Source organism: Embleya sp. NPDC020630 (assembly GCF_044334985.1).
Classification (GTDB): domain Bacteria; phylum Actinomycetota; class Actinomycetes; order Streptomycetales; family Streptomycetaceae; genus Embleya.
The window spans coordinates 269,969-293,135 of record NZ_JBIRUB010000010.1; the positions used below are offsets into that span (position 1 = coordinate 269,969).

The following is a 23,167-nucleotide window of genomic DNA, read 5'->3' on the forward strand; positions in this document are numbered from 1 at the left end:
GTGGCGCCCCCGCGAGAGGGTGTGGGGGGGGGTGGGGTGCCCCCCCTTTGTCGGGGCCCCCCCCCCACACCCCACCCTTTTCCCTGTGCATGCGAGGCGGCACTCGCCCGTCGGAAAACCCGAAAACACCACCGCACCCCCGAAATGAAAACCAACTCTCCGGGTAGGAGTGAGACAAGCCGGGACGGCCGTGAAGAATGCGGGAGTCATTCGCACCTCCACACGACCGCCCCGGCCCACGCGTCGGGTCAGGTGATCTGGATGCCCACCACGCACGTGTCGTCGTCGGTGTCCGCCCGGCTGTGGGTGAGGAGTCGGTCGAGGCGTTCGTCCAGGGTGGCGGTGACGGCGCGTGCGGCGGCCAGGAGTTGGTCGAGGGAGCTTTCGAGGCAGTGGTCGCGGCGTTCGATCAGGCCGTCGGTGTAGAGCAGGAGTGTGTCGCCCAGGGCGAGGTGGATTTCCTCCTCGGCGTAGCCGGCCTCGGCGAAGGCGCCGAGGAGGGGGCCGTCGAGCAGGGACAGGCGTTGCGTCGTGTCGTCGCGGATCCACACCGGGGGCAGGTGGCCGGCACGGGCCCACCGCATCGTGCGCGTGCCCGGGTCGTACAGGGCGCACACGACGGTGGCGGTGACCTGGTCGGTCAGATGGTGCGTCACGGTGTTGAGCCAGGTGAGCAGTTGCGCGGGGCCGGCGCCGGTGATGGCCAGGCCGCGCAGCGCGTTGCGCAGCACGATCATGCTGGTCGCGGCGTGGATGCCGTGTCCGGCGACGTCGCCGACACACAGCAGGATCTTCTTGGACGGCAGGACGAGGGCGTCGTACCAGTCGCCGCCGACGGCGGTGTCGGATTCGGCCGGGCGGTAGCGCACGGCCACCTGGAGACCTTCGACGTTCAGCGGGGCGGGAGTGGACGGCATGATCGCGTGCTGGAGCTGGCGGGCGAGGCGGTTTTGTTCGCCCACCTGTTGTTCGCTGTGCGCGAGGCGGTCGCGGGTCGCGGCGAGGGCGACCTCGGTCCAGTGTTGGGCGGAGACGTCCTGGTAGGCGCCGCGGATGGCCAGCAGGCGGTTGTCGGAGTCCAGGACCGGTTCGGCGACGATCCGGAAGCGTCGGGTGACACCGTCGGTGCGTTCCAGGCGGAAGGACACGGTGGCGTGGCGGCGGCGGTGGACCAGGGTGTGCAGGAATCGGGCGAGCGCCGCGGTGTCGTCGGGGTGTGCGTGGTTCGGCAGGTCGGCCAGAGCCACGGGGATGGCGGTGGTCGGTAGGCCGTGCAGCGCGAACAGGGAGTCGTTCCAGGTGACGGCGCCGGTGGCGAGGTCTTCCTCGAAGCCGCCGATGCGGCCCAGTCGTTGGGCGTGTTGGAGCAGCCGGGCCAGTCGGGCTGCCTCGTGTTCGATGCGCCAGACGAGCAGGATGGCGTTGGCGTGGCGGCTGAGCGCGACGTCGGCGATCGCGTCGAGGCGGACGTCGTCGACGAGGGCGGTGAGCGTGACGCTTTCGGCGCGGTAGGACTCGCCGGTGGCGTGGACACGCTCGACGATGTCGTACAGCCCGCCGGGGGTCGCGGCGAGGGGGTATGCCTCCAGGAGCAGGGCGCCGTGGATCAGATTGGCCGGGCGTCCGGCGGGGTCGAGGAAGCGCGCGTTGACGTGATGCACCCGGAAGTCGACGAGTTGCCGGTGCTCGTCCACGTGCGGGACGAGCACCAGGGCGGGGTCGTGGAGGCAGTCGGCGATCTCGACGAGGTCGATCGTGGCGGGGTGTGTGACGGTGGGGTCGCCGGGCACCGGGTGGGTTTCGAGGGTGTGCGCGCACAGTTCGGCCAGTGCCTCGATCTGGCGGCGCAGGCGCGGGGGTTGTTCGGGCAGCGGATCCGGCCAGCAGATCTCCAGGATGCCGTGGATCCGGCCGCCGGTGCCCGCCGGGGCGGCGGCTCGGGCGCCGGTGAGGTCGTGTCGGCCGATGGAGGGTGTTCCGGACCGGGACAGGTCGGAGGTCCAGGTCCAGTCGAGATCGGCGAGCGCCTGGCGGGCGAAGGTCGCCACTCCGGGTGGGACGTGTCGCCAGCGGGTGGCCTCGTGGTCGGTGAATCCGGCGCTGCCCGCGAGGGTGAGGGAGGCGTCGGGGGCGATGGCCCATACGGCGACGGCGGTGGCGCCCAGGGGCGCGAGGGCGTGTTCGAGCAGGGATCGGGCCACGGCCTGGGTGTCGTCGGCGGCACAGGCGCCGCTTTCCGCGGTACGCAGGCGCACGCTCACGGTCTTGCCGTCGGGAGGTGTGGCGGGGGCGGCGGTTTCGGTGACGAAGTCGCAGGCGGCTTCGGTGAGGCGGTCCGCGGCGGTGCGGTCGAGGATGTCGGCGGCGAGTTCCATCACGCTCACGCCCGCGTGGTCGGCCAGGGAGGCGAGTTGTCGGGCGGCTTCGGTGGGGCTGCAGTGCAGGCGTTCGATGAGGATGCCCTTGGCCGTCTCGATCAGGGCACGACCGTCCGCTTGGGCGTGTGCGGCGCGGATCTCGTGGCGCAGGCGTTCGACGGTCGCGGCGAGGCGGCCCACGGCCGACGCGTGCTCCGGGGCGCTCTCGCCGCGCGGTGGTACGGGGGCGATCTCGTTCCCGGTGACGGTGTGCGGGCCCGTCGGGGCGTCGCCGTCCTCCCGGGGGGATGTCTCGGGTGGGGGTGCGGTGTTGCTCACGATGGTTTCACTCCCGAAGGCGAGGACGTCGGGCGGGGTCGACCGGCGGGGTGCTCTCAGGAGGGGAGCAGGTGGCGGCGGAGGACTGCGAGCAGGTGGTCGGTGTCGACGGGTTTGGTGACGTAGTCGCTGGCCCCGGCGGCCAGGCTCTTGTCGCGATCGCCCGGCATGGCCTTGGCGGTGACGGCGATGATCGGCAGGTCGGTGTAGCGGGGCATGCGGCGGATTTCGGCGGTGGCGGCGTAGCCGTCCATCTCGGGCATCATCACGTCCATCAGGACCAGGTCGACCTCGGGGTGTTCGACGAGGGTGGTGATGCCCTCGCGGCCGTTCTCGGCGTGGAGGACGTTGACGGCGTGGAGTTCGAGGATGCTGCTGAGGGCGTACAGGTTACGGGTGTCGTCGTCGACGATCAGGACGGTGCGGTCGGCGAGGGCGGCGTCGAGGGTCGGTGCCGCGTGGTGGGTGCGTTCGGTGGCGTGGACCAGGGGCAGCACGTCACCGGGCTGTTCGGCGGACAGGTGCAGGGTGATGCGTTCGCGGAGTTCGTCCAGGCCCGCGAGCAGTTCCAGGGGTTTGGTGTCGGCGCGGGTCTGCAGGGCGCGGGTCTGTTCCCGGGGCAGGCGACGGGTGTTGTGGGCCAGGACGGGAACGTTCGCGGAGGCGCTGTCGGCGTCGAGGGCGTCCAGGAGGGTCAGTGCCTGCCCGTCGGGCATGTCCAGGTCCAGGACGACGCAGTGACAGGGTGCGGCGGCGAGGGTGGCGGCGGCTTCCTGGGCGTCCACGACGGTCAGGACGTCGACGCCCGGCCCGCCGACACCGTCGTGTCCGCCGGTCGCGATGTCGGCCACGGCGCTTTGCGTGACCAGGCTCAACAAACCCTGTGGGCGTTCCTCCAGCACGAGTACGCGCCGCCGGGCGGGTGGCGCGGCGGGTTCGAGGGAGCGCGGCTGCGGATCGGCGTCGATACCGGAGGCGTCGAGGGCCGGGGGGTGTGTGACGAACGCCGGGCCGACGGCGGCGGTGGCGGCGCTGTGTACGGCGGGCAGGTACAGGGTGAAGACGCTGCCCTGTCCGGGGGTGCTCTCTGCGGTGATGGCGCCGCCGAGCAGGTTGGCGATCTCGCGGCTGATCGACAGCCCGAGGCCGGTTCCGCCGTATTTGCGGCTGGTGGTGCCGTCGGCCTGTTGGAACGCGCCGAAGATCGTCTCGAGTTGGTGCTCGGCGATGCCCACCCCGGTGTCGCGCACGCGGAAGGCCACGACGGCGTCACCGCGCGGTACGCCGGCGGGGACCTCGTGCTCGGTGGCCGGTTCGATGCGCAGCGCGATGTGGCCGCGGTCGGTGAACTTGACCGCGTTCGACAGCAGGTTGCGCAGGATCTGCCGCAGGCGTGAGTCGTCGGTGAGCAGGTCGGCCGGTACGCCGGGGCCGATGGTGATGTCGAAGGTCAGACTCTTTTGTGTGGTCATCGGCCGGAACGTCGCCTCGACGTAGTCGAGGAGTCGGCGTAGCGACACACGTTCGGTGTGTACGTCCATCTTGCCGGCCTCGACCTTGGACAAATCGAGGACGTCGTTGATCAGTTGCAGCAGGTCGGAACCGGCGGAGTGGATAATGCCCGCGTATTCGACCTGTTTGGGGCTGAGGTTGCGGGTGGGGTTCTGGGCGAGGAGTTGGGCGAGGATGAGCAGGCTGTTGAGGGGTGTGCGCAGTTCGTGGCTCATGTTCGCCAGGAATTCCGACTTGTACTTCGAGGCGAGGGTCAACTGGCGGGCGCGGTCCTCGAGTTCCTGCCGGGCCTGTTCGATCTGGAGGTTCTTGGCCTCGATGTCGCGGTTCTGCGTCGCGAGGAGCGCGGCCTTTTCCTCCAGTTCCTCGTTGGAGTGCTGGAGTTCCTCCTGCTGGTGCTGCAGTTCCTCGGAGCGCACGCTCAATTCGCCGGCCAGGCGCTGGGATTCGGCGAGGAGTTCGTCGGTGCGCGCGTTGGCGACGATGGTGTTGACGTTGACACCGACGTTTTCCATCAACTGGTCGAGGAAGTCGCGATGCGCGGGGGTGAACGCGGTGATCGACGCGAGTTCGATGACGCCGAGCACCTGGTCCTCGACCACGATGGGCAACACGATCAGCGCGGTGGGGGCGGCGCGGCCGAGTCCGGAGGAGACCACGTAGTCGGTGGGGACGTCATCGACGGCGATGGTGCGCCGACTGCGGGCGGCCTGGCCCACCAGGGTGCGCCCGGGCGGGATGTGCGTCGCGTGGCCGTCGTCCGCGCCGAGCCCGTACGAGCCGATCAGGCGCAGCCCCGTTCCGGTCGCGCCGTCCTCGGCGAGGTAGAAGGCACCGTACTGGGCGCCGACCAGGGGGGTGAGTTCGTCCATCACGAGTTCGGCGACGACGGCCAGGTCGCGGTGGCCCTGCATGAGCGCGGACACGCGGGCGAGGTTGGACTTGAGCCAGTCCTGTTCCTCGTTGGCGCGGGTGGTCTCGCGCAGCGAGCCGACCATCGCGTTGATGTTGTCCTTGAGTTCGGCGACCTCGCCGGAGGCGTCGACGGTGATCGAGCGGGTCAGGTCGCCTTCGGCGACGGCGCTGGCGACCTCGGCGATGGCGCGGACCTGGCGGGTGAGGTTGCCGGCGAGTTCGTTGACGTTCTCGGTCAGGCGTTTCCAGGTGCCCGAGACGCCCTCGACCTCGGCTTGTCCGCCGAGTCGTCCCTCGCTGCCGACCTCGCGCGCCACCCGGGTGACCTCGGCGGCGAAGGAGGAGAGCTGGTCGACCATCGTGTTGATGGTGGTCTTGAGCTCCAGGATCTCGCCGCGCGCGTCCACGTCGATCTTCTTCGACAGGTCGCCGTTGGCCACCGCGGTGGTGACCAGGGCGATGTTGCGGACCTGGCCGGTGAGGTTGTTCGCCATCGAGTTGACGTTGTCGGTCAGGTCCTTCCAGGTCCCGGCGACGTTGGGTACGCGGGCCTGCCCGCCGAGGATGCCCTCGGTGCCGACCTCGCGGGCGACCCTGGTGACCTCGTCGGCGAACGCGGACAGGGTGTCGACCATGGTGTTGATCACCTCGGCGAGGGCGGCCACCTCGCCCTTGGCCTCGACGGTGATCTTGCGGGAGAGGTCGCCACGCGCCACGGCGGTGGCGACCTGGGCGATGGAACGCACCTGGCCGGTGAGGTTGGACGCCATCACGTTGACGTTGTCGGTGAGGTCCTTCCAGGTGCCGGACGCGCCGCGCACGGTCGCCTGCCCGCCGAGGTTGCCCTCGGTGCCGACCTCGCGGGCGACGCGGGTGACCTCGTCGGCGAACGCGGAGAGCTGGTCGACCATCGTATTGATGGTCTCCTTCAACTCCAGGATCTCGCCGCGCGCGTCCACTCGGATCTTCTGCGACAGGTCGCCCTGCGCGACGGCGGTGGTCACCTGGGCGATGGAGCGCACCTGCGCGGTCAGGTTCTCCGCCATCACGTTGACGGACTCGGTCAGGTCCTTCCACGTGCCGGAGACGCCCTTGACGTCGGCCTGGCCGCCCAGGCGCCCGTCGGTACCCACCTCCCGGGCGACCCGGGTGACCTCGTCGGCGAACGCCGAGAGCTGGTCGACCATCGTATTGATGGTCTCCTTCAACTCCAGGATCTCGCCGCGCGCGTCCACCCGGACCTTCTGCGACAGGTCGCCGCGCGCCACCGCCGTGGCGACCTGGGCGATGGACCGTACCTGGGACGTGAGGTTGCCGGCCATGAAGTTCACCGAGTCGGTCAGGTCGCGCCAGGTGCCGGAGACGCCCTTGACGTCGGCCTGGCCGCCCAGGCGCCCGTCGGTACCCACCTCCCGGGCGACCCGGGTGACCTCGTCGGCGAACGCCGAGAGCTGGTCGACCATCGTGTTGATGGTGTTCTTCAGCTCCAGGATCTCGCCGCGCGCGTCCACGGTGATCTTCTGCGACAGGTCTCCCAGCGCGACCGCCGTCGTCACCTGCGCGACGTTGCGCACCTGATCGGTGAGGTTCCCGGCCATGAAGTTCACCGAGTCGGTCAGGTCGCGCCAGACGCCGCCGACGCCGGGCACCTGCGCCTGTCCGCCCAGACGCCCCTCGCTGCCGACCTCGCGCGCCACCCGGGTGACCTCGGCGGCGAAGGAGGAGAGCTGGTCGACCATCGTGTTGACGGTCTCCTTCAACTCCAGGATCTCGCCGCGCGCGTCCACGTCGATCTTTTGCGACAGATCGCCGCGCGCCACGGCCGTGGCGACCTGGGCGATGTCACGGACCTGGGTGGTGAGGTTCCCGGCCATCGCGTTCACCGAGTCGGTCAGATCGGCCCACGTCCCGGACACGCCCGGCACGAGCGCCTGACCGCCGAGGGTGCCCTCCGACCCGACCTCGCGTGCCACCCGGGTGACCTCGGAGGTGAACAGCGCCAGCTGGTCGACCATGCCGTTGAACACCCCGGCGATCTCCCCGAGCAGGCCGTCGCCGTCGTCGGGCAGTCGGCCGCCGAAGTCGCCGTCGCGTACGGCGGTCAACCCGGCCAGCAGGCGGCGCAGTTCGGCGTTGCCCACGACGTCCGTCTCGTGCCGCGTCCGCGCGGGAGGCACGAGCCCGGTGTCCACGTCATCGGTCATCTGATCCGCCCTCGCCTCGGTCGCCGGCCTCCGGGAATTCGCCCCTATTCTGCGGAACCCCCGCACGCCCTCGCCACGCGCTCACCCGACGACACGCGGTCGGCAAACCCGACGGACACGGCCACGTGATCCTGGACACGCCGGCATCGGCCTTTCCGGTGATGGTCGACCTCCTCGACGCTGGGGCAGGCCCGATAAGGTGGCACTTATGAGGCTTAGATGGAGAATTGCCCGTTTTATTCCCAGTGTTGCGTATGGCTGGAGCATAGGACACGGTTGCATGAAGACAACTGTTGTCCAGCGATAGAGAGGTGGTGGGGTGCGCGCGACGCGTTCCCCGGCTTGTGATCCGTCCTTCGGGTACACCCAAGACTCCGCACGATGGTGACGCTCACGTCGCCTCGATATGGGACAGCGCCCCCTGCCCCGTTCTCGTCGTCGACCCCGACGGGGACGTCATCGGATCCAACGAAGGAGCGCGCCGGCTGTTCGCGCACGCCGAGGCGGTCGGCGAAGGTCTGACCTCGGGCGGCCTGCCGCACTGGCTCGCGCGGGCGCACCACCGCCACCTGGACTCGGCCGCGACGCCGCGGGAGGCGGTGTCGGGCGCCGTGGCGGGTCGGACATTCGCGGCGCATCCCTCGCGGATCGAGAACGGGGATGTGGTGTGGTGGCTCGTGGAGGACACCGATCTGCGTCGAGCCGAGCAGGCACTGCGCAACGAGCGTAAGCGTGCCGAGCTGTTGGCGGACGTCTCCGGCGCGCTGCTGTCGTCGCTGAACCTCGAACGATGCGCGGAGGTGACGGCGCGGATGGCCGCGGATCACCTGGCCGACGCCGCGGTCGTCATCGTCGCGGCCCAGGGTCGCCGGCACGCGCTGACCTACGCGCAGGCCGGCGCCGGCATCACACGTACGGTGGTGTCGATCGATCCGCGCACGGTTCCCGGACTGGCGGAGGCATTGCAGGGTTTCCCGCCGGTGCCGACCCGGTGGATCGACCCGGAAAACATTCCCGACTGGAGCGTGCCGCCCGGTTTCGCCGGTCCGATCGGCTCGGTGATCGTCACCCCGCTGCCCGGACACGGAGTGCCGGCCGGGGTGCTGATCCTGCTGCGCGCGAGCACGCACCGGGCGTTCACGGACGGCGAGGAGGTGTTCGCGCGGTTGTTCGCCGCACGGGCCGGCGCCGCCCTGTCCGCGGCACGGCTGTACGCGGAGCAGGCCTCGATCACGACCACGCTGCTGCGGGAGTTGCTGCCGCCGCGGCTGGAGCGGGTGCACGGCGTGGAGTACGCCGGCGTCTATCGGGCCTCGCAGGACCACGAGCGGGTCGGCGGTGACTTCTATGACGTCCATCCCGGGGCGGACGCGTCCCGGGAGACGTTCGTCGTACTGGGCGACGTGGCGGGCAAGGGCCTGGAGGCCGCCGTCCTGACCGGAAAGATCCGCAGTGTCCTGCACGCGCTGGTGCCGATGTCCGGTGATCATCAGCGGGTCCTCGCCCTGCTCAACGACGCGTTGATGAACTCCCACCACACCCGGTTCGCGACCCTGGTGCTGGCCTCGGTGCGGCGCAGCGCGGAGCAGGTGTTGTTGCGGCTGACCAGCGCCGGACATCTGCCGCCGCTGATCGTCCGCGCCGACGGGCGGGTGGAGGAAGCCGCGACCGGCGGCACCCTCGTGGGGGCGCTGCCCGACGTCCGGACGCGGAGCGTGGACGTGGCGCTGGCACCCGGCGAGACCTGCCTGCTGTACACGGACGGGATCACCGAGGCTCGCGGCGGGCCGCTGGGTGACGACTTCTACGGCGAGGAGCGGCTGCGGGAGGCTCTGCGGGAGTGTGCACGCATGCCGGCGGAGGCCGTGGTCGAGCGGGTACAGATGCTGGCGGCCCAGTGGCTGGGCGGCGGTCGTCACGACGACATGGCCACGCTGGCGATCACCAATCCGGCCGACGGTGTCGACCGATTCCCTGTCCCGGACGACCGCGAGGGCAACGAGGGCAACGGACCACGACGGCGGGAACCGTGACAACGAGCACTGTGAAGGCGAGCACTGTGAAGACGGGCACTGTCACGACGGGCACCGTGAAGACGGGCGATGGGAAGGCAGGCGACGGGAAGGCGGGTGCCCCGGCCCCGGACACATCCCGCGATCTCGCGGAGCGACTGTGGTCGGCCGTGATCGGCCGGGACGAGCCGGGCGCGATGGCACTGGCCACCGCGGCGGCCGACGCCGGGGCCGACGGTGAGACCCTGCTGCTGGACATCGTGGCCGCCGTGCAGCGTCGCGTCGGGCTCGAATGGGCGGCGAACCGGATCGGGGTCGCCGAGGAGCACGCGGCCACCGCGATCATCGACCGGGTCATCGCCGTCCTCGCCCACCACCCCGCACCGCCTCCGTCGCCGACGCGGGGCAACGTCACGGTGGCGTGTGTGGATGGCGAATGGCATGCCCTGCCCGCCCGGCTGCTGGCCGAGACCCTCACCGGGCGCGGCTGGCGGGTGGACTTCCTCGGCGCCCACACCCCGACTCCGCACCTGGTCGCACACGTGCATCAGAGCAACCCGGCCGCCGCCCTGCTCTCGGCCTCGCTGCCCACTCACCTGCCCACCGCCCACCAGGCGGTGACCGCCGTGCAGTCGCTGGGCATCCCGGTCATGGTCGGCGGCGCCGCCTTCGGCGCGGACGGCCGCTACGCGCGTCTGTTGGGCGCCGACGCCTGGGCCCCCGACGCGCGAGGCGCCGCGGACCGGCTGGCCCGCGGGATCACCGCCCGGCACGCCGAGCGACGCCACGAGATCGACGACCTGCCCCATCTGGCCGATCAGGAGTACACGTTCGTCAAGTCCAACCGCGCCACCCTGGTGCGGCAGTGCCTGGCCGCCCTCGACGAGCGCGGGCCCGGCATGCGCGCGTACAGCGCCGCCCAGCGCGAACGAACCGCCGAGGACCTGGCCCACATCGTGGACTTCCTCGCGACGGCCCTGTACGTCGACGAGGCGGACCTGTTCACCTCCTTCGTCGACTGGACCAGGGACATACTCACCGCCCGCCACGTACCCGCGGCCGGTTTGCGCCTGGGGCTGGACATCCTCGGCGAACAGTTGCGCGACTTTCCCCGGGCGCTCGGTTTCATCCGCGTCGCGAGCGAGACCCTGCCCACGGCCCCCACCCACGCCGGCCCCGAAACGCCATGAGCTCCCCCACACCCGTCGAGTTCTCCGTCGACGTCGAGACCGGCGACACCCGGTCGCTGCGTCTGGCCATTCGGGGAGATCTCGACTACGACACCGGCGCCACGTTCACCGAGAGCGTCAACGCGGCGCTGGACACGCATCAGCGGCGGTATGGACCGGCGCTGCGTCATCTGCACCTGGACTGGGCGGGCCTGACCGCCATCGACTGCGGCGGGTTGTCCGTCCTGATCGGCCTGCGCCGCCGCACACACGCCGCCGGGATCGCCCTGCATCTGCACCGTCGACCCGTGCGACTGACCCGCCTGCTCGACATCACCGGCGTCGGCGGATACCTCACCGGGCCCACCGCCACGGCTGGGCGCGGCTTCGCCGCAAGCGGCGACGAAGGCCGGTCCGCACCCTCCCCCTGATGGTCGGCGGGACGTCGGCCGGGCGTCGGGACACGACGGCGGATCGTTCACACCCACCCCGGAATACATGTCCGACCGCGACATTTGTCATCAGGCAATAATTCGATACGCTTCGCATCGGGACGCCGGGGCAGGGCAAAGCCGTCGACGTCGGGGGACGACATCGACGTGACGCGCGCATCGCCGGCCTGCAACCGAGCGCCACCGCTCGCTCATCCGACGAAAGGGGGCGCCGCCATGGGACATCGACGTCGGCCGACATACGCTCGGCACGTGTCCGGCCCACGTATCTCGCGCTCCCCGCACGCGGTGGAGCGGGCACACCGCGCCTGTCACCCGAATCGGCCGATCGCCTCAGGCGGTTCGCGCACGCGAGGAGAGGGAGGACGCGTCGCCCGTCGCCTCGTCCATGACCGGCCCGGCGGCGTTGCGCAGAGATTCGAGGCCCTTCAGCAGCATCGCCCGGGACTCGCCCGACATGCGCGCCGTGACGACTGCCAGTTCCTGCTCACGCCGGGCCCGCAGATCCGCCAAAAAGGCGCATCCCCGCCCACTCAGCCGCAACTGGAGTTCACGGCGGCTATTGGCGCTGGGCAGGCGTTCGACGAAACCCACCGCCTGGAGGCGGTCACACAGACGACTCGTCGAGGAGGGCGTGGACCGCAGGCCCGCGGCCAACGTGCGCAGGTTGATGCCCTCGTGCCGCTCCAGCAGAAACAGCACGCGCAGCTGTGAGGGCGAAACGGGTGCCGTGGAAGCACGCCCCAACAACATCTCGAGCAATTCGGCCGCCACGGTCGCCACACGCGCCGTCTCGTCCGACTGGTCGTGTCGAGAGAAGGTAACCCCGCTCACCGCCTTACTCTGACGCCCGCCTCTCCGACGGCCGTGCCGTCACCACAATAGACGCTATAAAGGCGATTGATTCGACGGGCCGTCCGGCCGTTCGCCGAACACGCCATGAGGGTGCCCCCGTACCGCATCCGCAGAGAACGGCTGAAGACAAACTGTGAACGTATACGAGGAAGCCGAGCGGGCGCTGCGCGCCGCACCCGCGCCCGGGCTGCTGGACGCGATCCGCGGCGTGCTCACGCGGCACTGCCGGGCACAAGCCGTCGACCTGCTGATGGCCGACTACAGCCTGACCGTCCTGCAACCGGTGTCCGCCCTCGCTCCGGAAGCCGGATACCTCTCCATCGACAACAGCACTCAGGGTCGGGTCTTCGGCGCGCAGGAACCCGCGCACGAGCGGCACGGAGCGGACACGGTCGTACACCTCCCGGTGACGGTACGCGGCGACCGTCTCGGTGTCCTCTCCGTCACCCTCCCGACCGACGCCTGTTCACCGGCCGTCCGGTCCGAACTCGTCGACATCGCCGAGATGCTCGCCCACGCGGTCACCGTCGCCGAACGCGACACCGACCTCTACCTCCGGGCCCGACGCAAGGACCGGCTGACCCTCGCGGCCGAGATGCAGTGGCAACTCCTGCCCGGTCGCGCCTGTCGCCGCGACGAATACGCCATCGGCGCCCAACTCGAACCCGCCTACGCCGTCCACGGCGACAACTTCGACTGGTCCGCCACCGCCGACCGGCTCACGCTGACGGTGACCAACGGCATGGGCGAGGGCATCGACGCCGCCCTCCTCAGCAACCTCACGATCAACGCCCTGCGCAACGCCCGACGCGCCGGCATCCCGCTCGCCGACCAGGCGGCCCTCGCCGACCAGGCCGTCTATGCCCGGTACCGCGGCGACGCCTACCTGTCCGTCCTGCTGCTGGACTTCGAACTGGCCACCGGACGGGTGCAGGTGATCGACGCCGGTTCCCCACGCCTGCTGCTCCTGCGCGCGGGAACGGTGAGTCCGATCGACTTCGACGCGCAACTGCCCCTGGGCATGTTCGAGGAGACCGACTACAGGGCGCAGGAATTCCGGGTCCGTCCCGGGGACCGGCTGGTCTTCGTCAGCGACGGTGTCCACGCGGTCGCCTCGCCGGACGGCGAAGCCTACGGCGATCGCGCGCTGGCTCGGGCGATCAGCGCCACCCGACTGCTGCCGCCCGCCGAGATGCCCCGCGCGGTGCTGCGTGAACTCACCGGCCATCGCGGGCGCCCCATTCCCGACGACGACGCCCTGATCGTCTGCCTGGACTGGTACGGCCGGCCCACCGCACCCGACGGCCCGCCGCCCGACGACGCCGAACGCACGTGTGCCCACGTGTCCCCGCTCCGGGCCTCACCGCACGCTCCGCGCTGACGGCGCGGCGTGGCACCGAGGCCCGCCCGCCGTCCGGCGAGGGACGGCGGGCGGGCTCCGTTCGGCGCGGCGCGCCACAGGCGGCCGGTCGACGGCAGATGTCACCGGCGTTCCGCGCGCCCTTGACCTTGACGTAACGTCACGGTTTTCCATGGAGTCATGCGAATCGGCGAGATCGCCGCGCTGGCCGGGGTGTCGACTCGGACCGTGCGGCATTACCACAATCTGGGCATCGTCCCGGAGCCTCCACGGCTGCCCAACGGGTACCGGGAGTACCGACTGCGTGACGCGTTGCTGCTTGCCCGGGCGCGGCGCCTGGCCGACCTCGGGCTCCCTCTGGACGAAGTCCGCGCCGTGCTCGACCGGGACCGTGAGCGCGACCTGCGCGACGTTCTCGCCGAACTCGACGCGGACCTGGCGCGACAGCAGGAGGCCATCGCCGCACGCCGCGCCCGGCTCGCCGTGCTCCTGGCGGATCCGGAACTGGACCCCGACTCGACGGTGTCCCCGGCCCTGGCCGACGTACTGCGCGAATTCCCCGCGCACGAATCGCATTTCGCCCGACTCGACCGCGAGTTCCTGGCGCTGATCGACACCACGGCCACCCCGGAGCAACGCGAAGCGTTCGCCGACCTGCTTCGGCCGCTGGCCGAGCCCGCCATGGTCGCCCGCGGCGCGGCACTGACCGCGCGGCTCGACGCGCTGGCCGATGCCGATCCGGACGATCCCCGCGTCGAGCGCCTGGCCCGGGACTTCGCCAACTTCCTTCCGGACGGCCTGACCGACGCCATGCGGGCGACGGAGGCCGCCACGCCGGACTCCGCGTCCGCCTCGACCCCGACTCCGACCGGAAGGGACGCCGAATGGCTCGGCGCGATCGCCACCGAACTGTCCGCCGCCCAAACGGAGGTGTTCCGCCGCCTGGTGGCCCTGCTGAGAAGGGAGCCGTGATGCTCCGTCCGGCCCGCTGGACCATGTACGTCGCGATTCCCGCCGAACTGCTCCTGACCCTCGTCCTCCTCTCCGGCGTCCCACTGCCCGACCCCGTCCTCGCCGCGTCCGGCGCCGCCGCGACCGCCGCACTCGTATCGACACTGGCCGCGGCCGGGCCGATCTACGCCGCGGCCCGGCGGGCGAACGCCGACCGTCGCACCGCGACCCGGCACACCGTCCGCGAGATCGTCCCGACACCGGCACGCCGCGTGGTCTCGTTCGACGCGAAGGGCGTGCAGAGTCTGTGGCTGCTGTGTCTGCGCCGCAAGCACGGCATACCGCCCGACGCGGTGACGGTGCCCTATGCCCGCGAGCCGATGCCGATGATGCTCCTGTGGGTCTTCGTCCTGACCGTGGACGCCGTCGCCACCGAAGTCGTCCTGCGCGGTGTCGGCGCGCCGCCGATCCTTCGGCGCGCCTTCCTGGTCGTGGACGTCTACTCGATATTCACCGCCGTCGCCGTGGCCGCCACCTGGGTGACCCGCCCACACGTCGTCACCGCGGACGAACTCCGGCTGCGTTCGGGCGCGTTCTTCGACCTGCGCATCCCCAGACACACCGTCGCGTCGGTCCGCCTCGCCCGCTGCTTCAACGAATCGTCGGCCATCGCCGTGGCCGGCGACCGACTCGGCGTCTGCGTGGCCTCGCAGAGCAACGTCGTCGTGGAACTCAGCGAACCGGTGAGGTACACCCGCCCGCTCGGCCGTCGGGGCGAAGCACGCACGATCCGGTTCTTCACCGACACCCCGGAGGCGGCGGTGGCGGCCCTGCGTGACGGCGCCGACACCGGGATGGCGAGGTGACACCTACCCCGAACCGACGGCCGGGACGGGCGCAGGGGCCTGCTCCGGGGTTTCCACCTCCGGTTCGATTCCGATCGCGCGTTCGAAGCAGGCGTCGATGTCCTCGACGCGTGCCGTCAGCCAATCGCGCAGACACTCGCCGACGACCGCCCACGCACCGACGAGTGCGTCAAACGCCGCGGTGTAGATCTCGACGGTCCTGGCGATGACGTCCTCGTCGTCACCGGCCGCGTCGATCGCCCGGACGATCTCCTCCAGGTACTCGTCGTCCCCTTTTTGCTGTTCCCGCTTCCGGGCCGTCGCGGACTCCCTGTTCCACTCCTCCGCGCACTCCTGGGTGATCCTCCTTTCCCGGAACTCCCCCAGGATCCGCGCGACGTCCGCCCGTCGGCCCTCCAGGGCGCGCATCCCGCACCGCCCGTACGCGTCGGTCGCGGGCCCGAGGTTCGGGGGCAGGTCGTCCGGGGGCACGTGGCCCCACGGTCTTGCCCACTCGGGTGGTACCGGCGCACCCGGCTCGGCCTCGCCCGCGAACACCGCGTCCAGCCGCTCGCGGTGATGCGCGGCGATCCCGCCACACAGTTCCTTGTAGTCCTGCACGGTGGTCACGGTGTCACCTCACGATTTCCCGGAAGACCCTCCACGACCGGTACCCGCACAACACGGGCGAGCATGCGCGCCGGCGGCGCCCGTCAGGCGGACAGGGTCAGCGCGATGTCGACGATCATGTCCTCCTGGCCACCGACCAGGCCTCGTCGGCCGCACTCCATGAGAAGGTCGCGCACGTCCACGCCGTAGCGCGCGGAGGCGGCTTCGGCATGGCGCAGGAAGGACGAGTAGACGCCCGCGTAGCCCAGGGTGAGGGTTTCGCGGTCGACCCGGACGGGGCGGTCCTGGAGGGGACGGACCAAGTCGTCGGCGGCGTCCTGGAGGGCGAACAGGTCGCAGCCGTGGTCGAAGCCGGACAGGTCGGCGACCGCGATGAACGCCTCCAGCGGACAGTTCCCGGCGCCCGCGCCGTGCCCGGCCAGGGAGGCGTCCACGCGGAAGCAGCCGTTCTCCACCGCGACCACCGAATTGGCCACCGAGAGCGAGAGGTTCTCGTGCGCGTGGATCCCGATCTCGGTCTCCGGCCGCAGCACGTCCCGATACGCACGCACCCGGGCGGCGACGTCGTTCATCGTGAGCCGGCCGCCGGAGTCGGTGACGTAGACGCAGTGCGCGCCGTACGACTCCATCAGTCGGGCCTGTTCGGCAAGTGCCTCCGGCGGGGCCATGTGCGAGAGCATCAGGAATCCGGAGACGTCCATGCCGAGTTCGCGCGCCGCGGCGATGTGCTGCGCGGAGATGTCGGCCTCGGTGCAGTGCGTGGCGACGCGGACCGAGCGCACCCCCAGGTCGTAGGCGCGGCGCAAATCGTGGATGGTGCCGACGCCGGGCAGCAGCAGGGTGGTCAGTCGGGCGCGCTCCAGGACGGAGGCGGCGGCCTCGATCCAGGCCCAGTCGCTGTGCGAACCGGGGCCGTAGTTGAGCGAACCGCCCGCGAGGCCGTCGCCGTGCGCCACTTCGATGGCATCCACACCCGCCCGATCGAGGGCGGTGACGATCCGCGCGACGTCGGCGGGGGTGATCCGGTGCCGCACGGCGTGCATGCCGTCCCGCAAGGTGACGTCCTGGACGAAGATGGGGGTGCTCACGAGGCGGCCTCCACGTGCGGGCGGGTGCCGCGGTCGTTGTCGGCGTTCGGGCCGCGGGCCGCGTCGCGGGCCGCCATCCGTTCGCCGACGCGGAGCGCGGCCGAGGTCATGATGTCGAGGTTTCCGGCGTAGGCGGGCAGGTAGTGGGCGGCGCCCTCGACCTCCAGGAACACCGAGACCTGGTGCGTGGGCCGGTCCGCGCCGGGGGCGAGCAGGGTCTCCAGCGGCTGGTCGGCGGGGACGGGGGTCACCTGGACCTCCTGCTTGAGCCGGTAGCCGGGCACGTACTCGGCGACGGCGGCGACCATCGTGGCCACCGCCTCTCGGATCCGCTCCGCCGTGTCGGGGCCGGGCGCGCGCACCAGCGCCAGGACGGTGTCGCGCATGATCAGCGGCGGCTCGGCCGGGTTGAGCACGATGATCGCCTTGCCGCGCCGGGCGCCGCCGACCTCGACGATCGCGGCCGAGGTGGTCTCGGTGAACTCGTCGATGTTGGCACGGGTGCCCGGTCCGGCGGACTTCGAGGCGATGGACGCGACGATCTCGGCGTACGCGACCGGGGCCACCGCCCCGATCGCGGCGACCACCGGGATGGTGGCCTGTCCGCCGCAGGTGACCATGTTGACGTCGTCGGCGTCGAGGTGCTGTTCGAGGTTGACCGCGGGAATGACGTACGGCCCCAGCGCCGCGGGCGTGAGGTCGATCAGCCGTTTGCCGTACGGGCGCAGCCGGGCCGCGTTGTGGGCGTGTGCCTTGGCCGAGGTGGCGTCGAAGACGATCCCGATCTCGTCGAATCCGGGCATGGCGATCAGCCCCTCGACCCCGTCGTGGGTGGTCGGGACGCCGAGCCGGCGGGCGCGGGCCAGGCCGTCGGAGTCGGCGTCGATGCCGACCATCGCACCCATCTCCAGGTGTTCGGCGGTGCGCAGCACCTTGATCATCAAATCGGTGCCGATGTTGCCCGATCCGATGACGGCGACCTTGGTCCTGGTCATGAACCCTCCTCGTCGAAGTCCGGGCCGAAGTCGATCGCGACCGTGCCGAGCCCGGTGATGTCGGCGCGAACGCTGTCCCCGGGCGCCACGGGGTGCATCGGCCCCAGCGCGCCGGAGAGCACGAGTTGCCCGGCGCGCAGCGGATCGCCGAGGTCGCGCGCCTGCCGGGCCAGCCAGGCCACCGCCTCGATCGGGTCGCCCAGGCAGGCGGCGCCGGTGCCGGTGGAGACCGCCTCTCCCCCGACCGTCATGGTCATCCGCACCTCGCGCGGCACGAATTCGTCCAGGCCCCTGCGCACGGTGCCCAGGACGTACGCACCCGACGAGGCGTTGTCGGCCACGGTGTCGGCGAAGCGGATGTCCCAGTCGCGCACCCGGCTGCCGCAGATCTCCAGGGCCGCGACCGCGTGGTCGATGGCATCGTGCACCTGGGCGAGGTCGAGCGGCCCGTCGGCGAGATCGGCGCCGAGCACGAACGCCACCTCCGCCTCGACGCGCGGTTGCAGCACCGCGCGGTACGGGACCACGTCCCCGTCGGCGTGGCCCATGTCGTCGAAGAGCACACCGAAGTCGGGCCGGTCGACGCCCAGTTGCCGCTGGACGGCGGTGGAGGTGAGGCCGATCTTGCGGCCGACGACCCCGGCGCCGCGGGCCAGCCGGTCGTCGACGATCCGGCGCTGGACGGCGTACGCCGCGGCCAGGTCGCCCGGACCGATCAGGTCGCGGACCGGGGCGCAGGCGACGCCGGTCGCGGCGGCGTCGAGCAGCCGTTCGGCCGCTGCGCGCACCGCGTCCTCGCCGTGGGGGGAAGTACTGGTCATGGCGGCATCGTCGCGACCCTCGCCGATCACCCACAACCAAAGCGTCTCGCTCAGCGATACGCTGGCCGGGTGCCCGACTCCGCAGACCGAGCCCCCGACCGAGCCCTCGACCAAGCTCCCGACCGCAACAGCGTCCTGAGCAAGGCGACCGCCATCCTGGAGGCGTTCACCGTCGACGACCGCACCGTCGCGCTCGCCGAGCTGGTGCGCCGTACGGGCCTGCACAAGGCCACCGTGCACCGGCTCACCGGAGAGCTGGTGGCACTGCGGCTGCTCGACCGGCTGCCGGGGGGTTATCGGCTCAGCGGCACCCTGTTCGAGCTGGGCATGCGGGCGTCCGTCGAGCGCGGACTGCTCGAACTGGCCATGCCGTTCCTTCAGGACCTCTACGAACGCACCCACGAGATCGTGCACCTGGGCGTGCGCGAGGGCACGGACGTGGTCTATGTCGCCAAGATCGGCGGGCATCGGCAGGCCCGCAGCCCCTCCCGGGTGGGCGGCCGGATGCCGATGCACTGCACCGCGATCGGCAAGACGCTGCTCGCGCACGGCGACGAGGAACTGCGCCGCACGGTGCTCTCCGGTGTGCTGGAGCGGCGTACCCCGCACACGGTGGTCGCGCCCGGGTTGTTGCGCCGCCGGCTGGACGCGGTGCTGGAGAGCGGTGTCGCGTTCGAGTACGAGGAGTCCGCGCTCGGTCTGGTGTGCGTGGCCGCGCCCGTCCTGGGTCCGGACGACGAGCCGGTCGCGGCGATCAGCGTGGCCGGGCCCAGCACCCGTTTCCGCCCCGAGGCGCACGTGGCCGCGCTGCGCGCCGCGGCAACCGCCCTGGGCGGCGTACTCGCCCGACGGGACGCACTCACCTGACCCGGGGCTCCGAGGACGCGGCCGGGTGCGCGGCTCAGCCGGCCGCGAGTTCGCGTTCCAGTGCGGTTGCCGCGGAGCGCAGTGTGGCGACCCATCGGGGTCGAAGGCCCGGTTCCCCCAGCGCTCGACCGCGTACAGCGCCTCCAGCTCCGCGCCCTCCAACTCGGCGAGCAGCAGCAGTCCGACGGCGGCCTCCACTCGGTCGCCCGCGACCGGTTCGTCGGCGACGCGCCTGTCAGCTCGTCCTACGTGGCCTACCGCGGCGCGGTCCCCATCGACAACGTCCGCGACCACCGGGTGCGCGAGAACGCCGTCGTCGTATACGTCGGCCCGCGCTGCCACTTCGTGCAGTACGCCCTGCGCGGCGGCGAGATGTTCAACCAGGTCGCCGTGTTCGAGTCGCCGAAGGCCCTTGCCGGCAAGGAGGATTGGGGCACGCCCGACGAACTCGACGAGGCGTTCGCGGACACCGCCGAGCAGGTCCGGGCGGGCATCCCCCTGATGTGGCGGGATCGGTGGTGGCGCATGTTCGACCGCTAACCGGTCGACACGTGGGTGTTCGACCGGATCGCCCTGCTCGGCGACGCGGCCCATCCGCCGCTGCAATACCTGGCGCAGGGCGCGATCATGGCACTGGAGGACGGCTGGGTGCCGGCCCGGCACGCCGCCCGGAACCGCGCGGCCGACAAAACCGTGGACTGGACCGCCGCCCTCGCCGGCTACCAGGCGGTCCGCCCCGGGCACCGCCGCCGCGTGCAGCGCACCGCCCGCGCCTGGGGCGAACTCTGGCACCTCGACGGCCTCGCCCGCGCACAGCGCGACACCATCCTGCGCGAACGCGACACCCACGACTACACGTTCGTCGACTGGCTGTACGGCCCGACGGCGCTGGACCCGGACCAGGAGGCCCCGATGTTGACCCCGATCCCGCTCGACTCCGCCCGCTCGCCGGTCGGGATGCACCCGTCGAACTCTTGACCGAGCACCGCTCACCGCTCACCGCCGCGCCCTCCCGTCGGCCCGCTCGTCCCGAGGTGCCTGCGGGTGTGTGGGGGTGCGGCTTGTACGGTGGGTTTCGTGACCGTCGACCCGTTTCCCGATCCGACCGCCGAGTTCGAGGCGCAGCGGGGGCGGCTGTTCGGGATCGCGTATCGGATGTTGGGGTCGGCGGCCGAGGCCGAGGACGCGGTGCAGGATACGTATCTGCGCTGGCACGCGGCCGAACGGGGACACATCGACGCGCCGGGGGCGTGGTTGGCCAAGGTGCTGACCAATCTGTGCCTCAACCGGCTGACGTCCGCGCGGGCCCGGCGCGAGGAGTACGTCGGACCGTGGTTGCCCGAGCCGGTGCGGACGGACACCGGGGTGCTCGGGCCGTTGGAGACCGCCGAACAGCGGGACGCGGTGTCGATGGCGATGCTCGTGATGCTGGAGCGGTTGTCGCCGCCGGAGCGGGCGGTCGTGGTGTTGCGGGACGCGTTCGGGTACAGCCATCGGGAGATCGCCGAGGTGCTGGACTGGTCGGAGGCCCATTCCCGGCAGACCCATCGGCGGGCCGGGCTGCGCCTCGCGTCCGGGCGGCCGCGTTTCGAGGCTCCCGCGGCGGTGCGGTCCGATCTGTTGGCGCGCTTCCTCGCGGCGGCGGCCGAGGGAGCGCTCGACGAACTGGAGGCGCTGCTCGCGGATGATGTCGTGGCGTGGTCCGACGGCGGCGGGAAGGTCACCGCGTCCACGCGCCCGGTCTTCGGTCGGGACAAGGTGGCCCGGTTCCTCCTGGGCCTGATGGCCCGCTTCGCCTCCGGTATGGAGTTCGGCTTCGCCGAGGTCAACGGCGACACGGCGCTGTTGGGCTGGGAGGGCGGAGCGCTCACGACGGCCGCGGTGGTGGAGGTCGGCTCGGAGGGCATAGCGGGCGTGCGGATGGTCCGGAATCCGGAGAAGCTGAAATTTCTCGAAGAACAATGCCGAGAGTTGTCACGTAACGCGTAGCCGTTCGGTTCCTTGCTGACGAGGGCGACGTCGCGGAGGTGCGGCGTCGCCGTGGCGAGGAGGACCGATGAGCGAGAACGTGATCCTGGTGACGGGCGCGACCGGTGTGCTGGGGCGTGAGGTGCTGGACCGGGCACGGCGCGCCGGCGTGCCGGTGCGGGCGATGACCCGCCGGACGGCTCTGCCCGACGATCCGGGGGTGACCTGGGTGACCGCCGACCTGCGGACGGGTACGGGCCTCGACGCGGCGTTCGACGGTGTCGCGACGATCATCCACTGCGCGTCGGACACGCGGCGGCCGAAGCACGACATCCCCGGCTGGCGACACCTGTTGGACGCGGCGCGGCGGGCCGGAGTCGGGCACATCGTGAACATCTCGATCGTCGGCGTGGACCGGATCCCGTACTCGTACTACCGGATCAAGGTCGAGGGTGAGCGGTTGCTGGCCGAGTCGGGCATCCCGTGGACGAACCTGCGCGCGACGCAGTTCCCCGAGTTGCTGCACAAGGCGTTCGGCGTGCTGGCCAAGGCACCCGTCGTCCTCGTGCCGTCGAAGACCGAGTGCCAACCCGTGGACCAGGGTGAAGTGGCCGACCGCCTGGTGGAGTTGGCGCTGGGTGCGCCGGCCGGGCGGGTCCCGGACATGGGCGGGCCGCGCGTCTACGAGGCGGCGGACCTGGCACGTTCCTGGCTCAAGGCGATGGGCAGGCGGCGAAGGGTCGTGCCGGTACGCATCCCGGGCAAGGCGGGCGCCGGGTTCCGCGCCGGAGGGTTGGTCACGCGGGAGCACGCGGTGGGCGTCCGGACCTGGGAGGAGTACCTCACCACCAAGCAACCCACCTGACCCGGCCCCGCCGCTCCTGTCCCCTCCCCCGGCCCGCGGACGCCCGACCGCGGGCGGGGGCACCTCGCGCCGGTGTTCACACCAGCGCCGCGGCGCCCACGAGTCCGGCGTCCGCGCCGAGTGTGGCCGTCAGCAGCGGCGGGGCCGCGGGGCGCGCGGCCGTATGTTCCGCGTAGACGCGTTCCATCGCCGCGCGCACCGGTCCGGCGGCGCTGCCCAGCCCGCCGCCCACCACGATCGCGGCCGGATCGAGCAGTCGCACCACCGCCGCCAGGACCGTGCCCAACGCGCGGCCGGCGGAGTCCAGCACGGCCGCCGCCTCGGGCCCGCCCGCGGCGAGCACCTCGCGGGTCCCGGCCACCCCGAAACGCTCGCCGATGCCGCGCCCGGAGGCGTAACTCTCCAGGTTGCCCGGCCAGTTCGGGTCCACCGAAGCCGGCACCTCGAACTCGCCGAGCGCGATCGCCTCACCCCGCGCGCCGGTCACGGGCGTACCGTCGAGCACGAACGTCGAGGACAGGCCGGTGCCGAGCGAGACGTAGAAGAAGCCGTCCAGCCCACGACCGGCGCCGTGCCGGGCCTCGCCGAGCGCGCCGCAGCGCACGTCCGACCCCACCGCGCACGGAACGTCGAGCGCGAGCGCGGACAGCACGTCGAGCGGTTGTTTGTCCCACGCCAACACCTCGCGGCTGGTCAACAGCCCGTCGGCGGCCACGTATTCGGGGAAACCGGCGCCCAGCCCGGTCACCGTCAGCCCCAGGCGTCGTGCCGCCGCGAGCAGGTCGCCCGCCGCCGCGCGGGTGCCGGCGAGCCCGGGGTCGCGCAGCCGCCCGGCGGTGAGGGTGGGGCGCTCGTCGCGGTGCAGGACGGTTCCGTCGGCCGTGACGAGCGCGGCGGCGATCTTGGTGCCGCCCACGTCCAGGGCCGCGGTGACGAAGGTACTCAAGGGTTCTCCCACGATG

General features: G+C 71.5%; 17 protein-coding genes and 1 pseudogene. 10 read left to right on the forward strand and 8 right to left on the reverse strand.

Annotation, left to right across the window (positions count from 1 at the left end):
* Nucleotides 1-248: 248 nt before the first annotated feature.
* Both ACH4XV_RS30815 and ACH4XV_RS30820 read right to left on the reverse strand, forming a co-directional pair.
* Complete coding sequence (locus ACH4XV_RS30815) at nt 249-2,696, reverse strand: SpoIIE family protein phosphatase (protein ID WP_395795486.1); 2,448 nt, start codon at nt 2,694-2,696, stop codon at nt 249-251.
* Between the two features lie 56 nt (nt 2,697-2,752).
* On the reverse strand, nt 2,753-7,327 hold the full coding sequence (locus ACH4XV_RS30820; RefSeq protein ID WP_395795488.1) for a HAMP domain-containing protein: 4,575 nt from the start codon (nt 7,325-7,327) through the stop codon (nt 2,753-2,755).
* Between the two features lie 344 nt (nt 7,328-7,671).
* Here ACH4XV_RS30820 and ACH4XV_RS30825 point away from each other — a divergent pair, with 344 nt between their 5' ends.
* The 3 genes from ACH4XV_RS30825 to ACH4XV_RS30835 all read left to right on the forward strand — a co-directional run bounded on the left by ACH4XV_RS30825 (nt 7,672) and on the right by ACH4XV_RS30835 (nt 10,939).
* A complete protein-coding gene (locus ACH4XV_RS30825) occupies nt 7,672-9,360 on the forward strand; it encodes a SpoIIE family protein phosphatase (RefSeq protein ID WP_395795490.1) in 1,689 nt (562 codons plus the stop codon).
* A gap of 137 nt (nt 9,361-9,497) precedes the next feature.
* Entirely contained in the window at nt 9,498-10,529 is a 1,032-nt protein-coding gene (locus tag ACH4XV_RS30830; protein WP_395795632.1) for a B12-binding domain-containing protein, read from the forward strand.
* The gene (locus ACH4XV_RS30835) at nt 10,526-10,939 is read left to right on the forward strand and encodes an STAS domain-containing protein (protein ID WP_395795492.1); all 414 of its coding nucleotides are present in this window, start codon (nt 10,526-10,528) and stop codon (nt 10,937-10,939) included. Before ACH4XV_RS30830 ends, ACH4XV_RS30835 begins: the two co-directional genes overlap by 4 nt.
* Before the next feature lie 354 nt (nt 10,940-11,293).
* Here the strand turns inward: ACH4XV_RS30835 and ACH4XV_RS30840 are convergent, their stop codons facing one another.
* Nucleotides 11,294-11,743: a MarR family winged helix-turn-helix transcriptional regulator gene (locus ACH4XV_RS30840; RefSeq protein ID WP_395795634.1), complete on the reverse strand. Its 450-nt coding sequence runs from the start codon at nt 11,741-11,743 to the stop codon at nt 11,294-11,296.
* Nucleotides 11,744-11,948: 205 nt separating this feature from the next.
* On the opposite strand from ACH4XV_RS30840, the gene ACH4XV_RS30845 reads away from it, so the two are divergent.
* From ACH4XV_RS30845 to ACH4XV_RS30855, 3 genes are all read left to right on the forward strand, one after another.
* Complete coding sequence (locus tag ACH4XV_RS30845) at nt 11,949-13,196, forward strand: PP2C family protein-serine/threonine phosphatase (protein WP_395795494.1); 1,248 nt, start codon at nt 11,949-11,951, stop codon at nt 13,194-13,196.
* A gap of 159 nt (nt 13,197-13,355) precedes the next feature.
* Nucleotides 13,356-14,147, forward strand: a complete 792-nt coding sequence (locus tag ACH4XV_RS30850; RefSeq protein ID WP_395795496.1) for a MerR family transcriptional regulator — start codon at nt 13,356-13,358, stop codon at nt 14,145-14,147.
* Nucleotides 14,147-14,992 (forward strand): hypothetical protein, encoded by an 846-nt coding sequence (locus ACH4XV_RS30855; protein ID WP_395795498.1) that lies wholly within the window; start codon nt 14,147-14,149, stop codon nt 14,990-14,992. The genes ACH4XV_RS30850 and ACH4XV_RS30855 overlap by 1 nt, the downstream gene beginning before the upstream one ends.
* A 3-nt stretch (nt 14,993-14,995) precedes the next feature.
* On the opposite strand, the gene ACH4XV_RS30860 is transcribed toward ACH4XV_RS30855, so the two are convergent.
* The 4 genes from ACH4XV_RS30860 to ACH4XV_RS30875 all read right to left on the reverse strand — a co-directional run bounded on the left by ACH4XV_RS30860 (nt 14,996) and on the right by ACH4XV_RS30875 (nt 18,505).
* On the reverse strand, nt 14,996-15,601 hold the full coding sequence (locus ACH4XV_RS30860) for a hypothetical protein (RefSeq protein WP_395795500.1): 606 nt from the start codon (nt 15,599-15,601) through the stop codon (nt 14,996-14,998).
* Nucleotides 15,602-15,684: 83 nt separating this feature from the next.
* Nucleotides 15,685-16,689: a 4-hydroxy-2-oxovalerate aldolase gene (dmpG, locus tag ACH4XV_RS30865; protein WP_395795502.1), complete on the reverse strand. Its 1,005-nt coding sequence runs from the start codon at nt 16,687-16,689 to the stop codon at nt 15,685-15,687.
* Nucleotides 16,686-17,684 carry an acetaldehyde dehydrogenase (acetylating) gene (locus ACH4XV_RS30870; RefSeq protein ID WP_395795504.1) on the reverse strand — a complete coding sequence of 333 codons (999 nt, stop codon included), beginning with the start codon at nt 17,682-17,684 and terminating at the stop codon, nt 16,686-16,688. Before ACH4XV_RS30870 ends, dmpG begins: the two co-directional genes overlap by 4 nt.
* The gene (locus ACH4XV_RS30875; RefSeq protein WP_395795506.1) at nt 17,681-18,505 is read right to left on the reverse strand and encodes a 2-keto-4-pentenoate hydratase; all 825 of its coding nucleotides are present in this window, start codon (nt 18,503-18,505) and stop codon (nt 17,681-17,683) included. The genes ACH4XV_RS30870 and ACH4XV_RS30875 overlap by 4 nt, the downstream gene beginning before the upstream one ends.
* Nucleotides 18,506-18,574: 69 nt before the next feature.
* Here ACH4XV_RS30875 and ACH4XV_RS30880 point away from each other — a divergent pair, with 69 nt between their 5' ends.
* The 4 genes and pseudogenes from ACH4XV_RS30880 to ACH4XV_RS30895 all read left to right on the forward strand — a co-directional run bounded on the left by ACH4XV_RS30880 (nt 18,575) and on the right by ACH4XV_RS30895 (nt 22,205).
* Nucleotides 18,575-19,372, forward strand: coding sequence for an IclR family transcriptional regulator (locus ACH4XV_RS30880; RefSeq protein ID WP_395795508.1), 798 nt, complete (start codon nt 18,575-18,577; stop codon nt 19,370-19,372).
* 189 nt (nt 19,373-19,561) lie between these two features.
* Nucleotides 19,562-20,350 (forward strand): annotated as a pseudogene (locus ACH4XV_RS30885) (3-hydroxybenzoate 6-hydroxylase); the annotation flags it as partial.
* Nucleotides 20,351-20,449: 99 nt separating this feature from the next.
* The gene (locus tag ACH4XV_RS30890; RefSeq protein WP_395795510.1) at nt 20,450-21,361 is read left to right on the forward strand and encodes an RNA polymerase sigma-70 factor; all 912 of its coding nucleotides are present in this window, start codon (nt 20,450-20,452) and stop codon (nt 21,359-21,361) included.
* 67 nt (nt 21,362-21,428) lie between these two features.
* Nucleotides 21,429-22,205, forward strand: a complete 777-nt coding sequence (locus ACH4XV_RS30895) for an SDR family oxidoreductase (RefSeq protein ID WP_395795512.1) — start codon at nt 21,429-21,431, stop codon at nt 22,203-22,205.
* 76 nt (nt 22,206-22,281) lie between these two features.
* On the opposite strand, the gene ACH4XV_RS30900 is transcribed toward ACH4XV_RS30895, so the two are convergent.
* On the reverse strand, nt 22,282-23,151 hold the full coding sequence (locus tag ACH4XV_RS30900; protein ID WP_395795514.1) for an ROK family protein: 870 nt from the start codon (nt 23,149-23,151) through the stop codon (nt 22,282-22,284).
* Nucleotides 23,152-23,167: the final 16 nt, after the last annotated feature.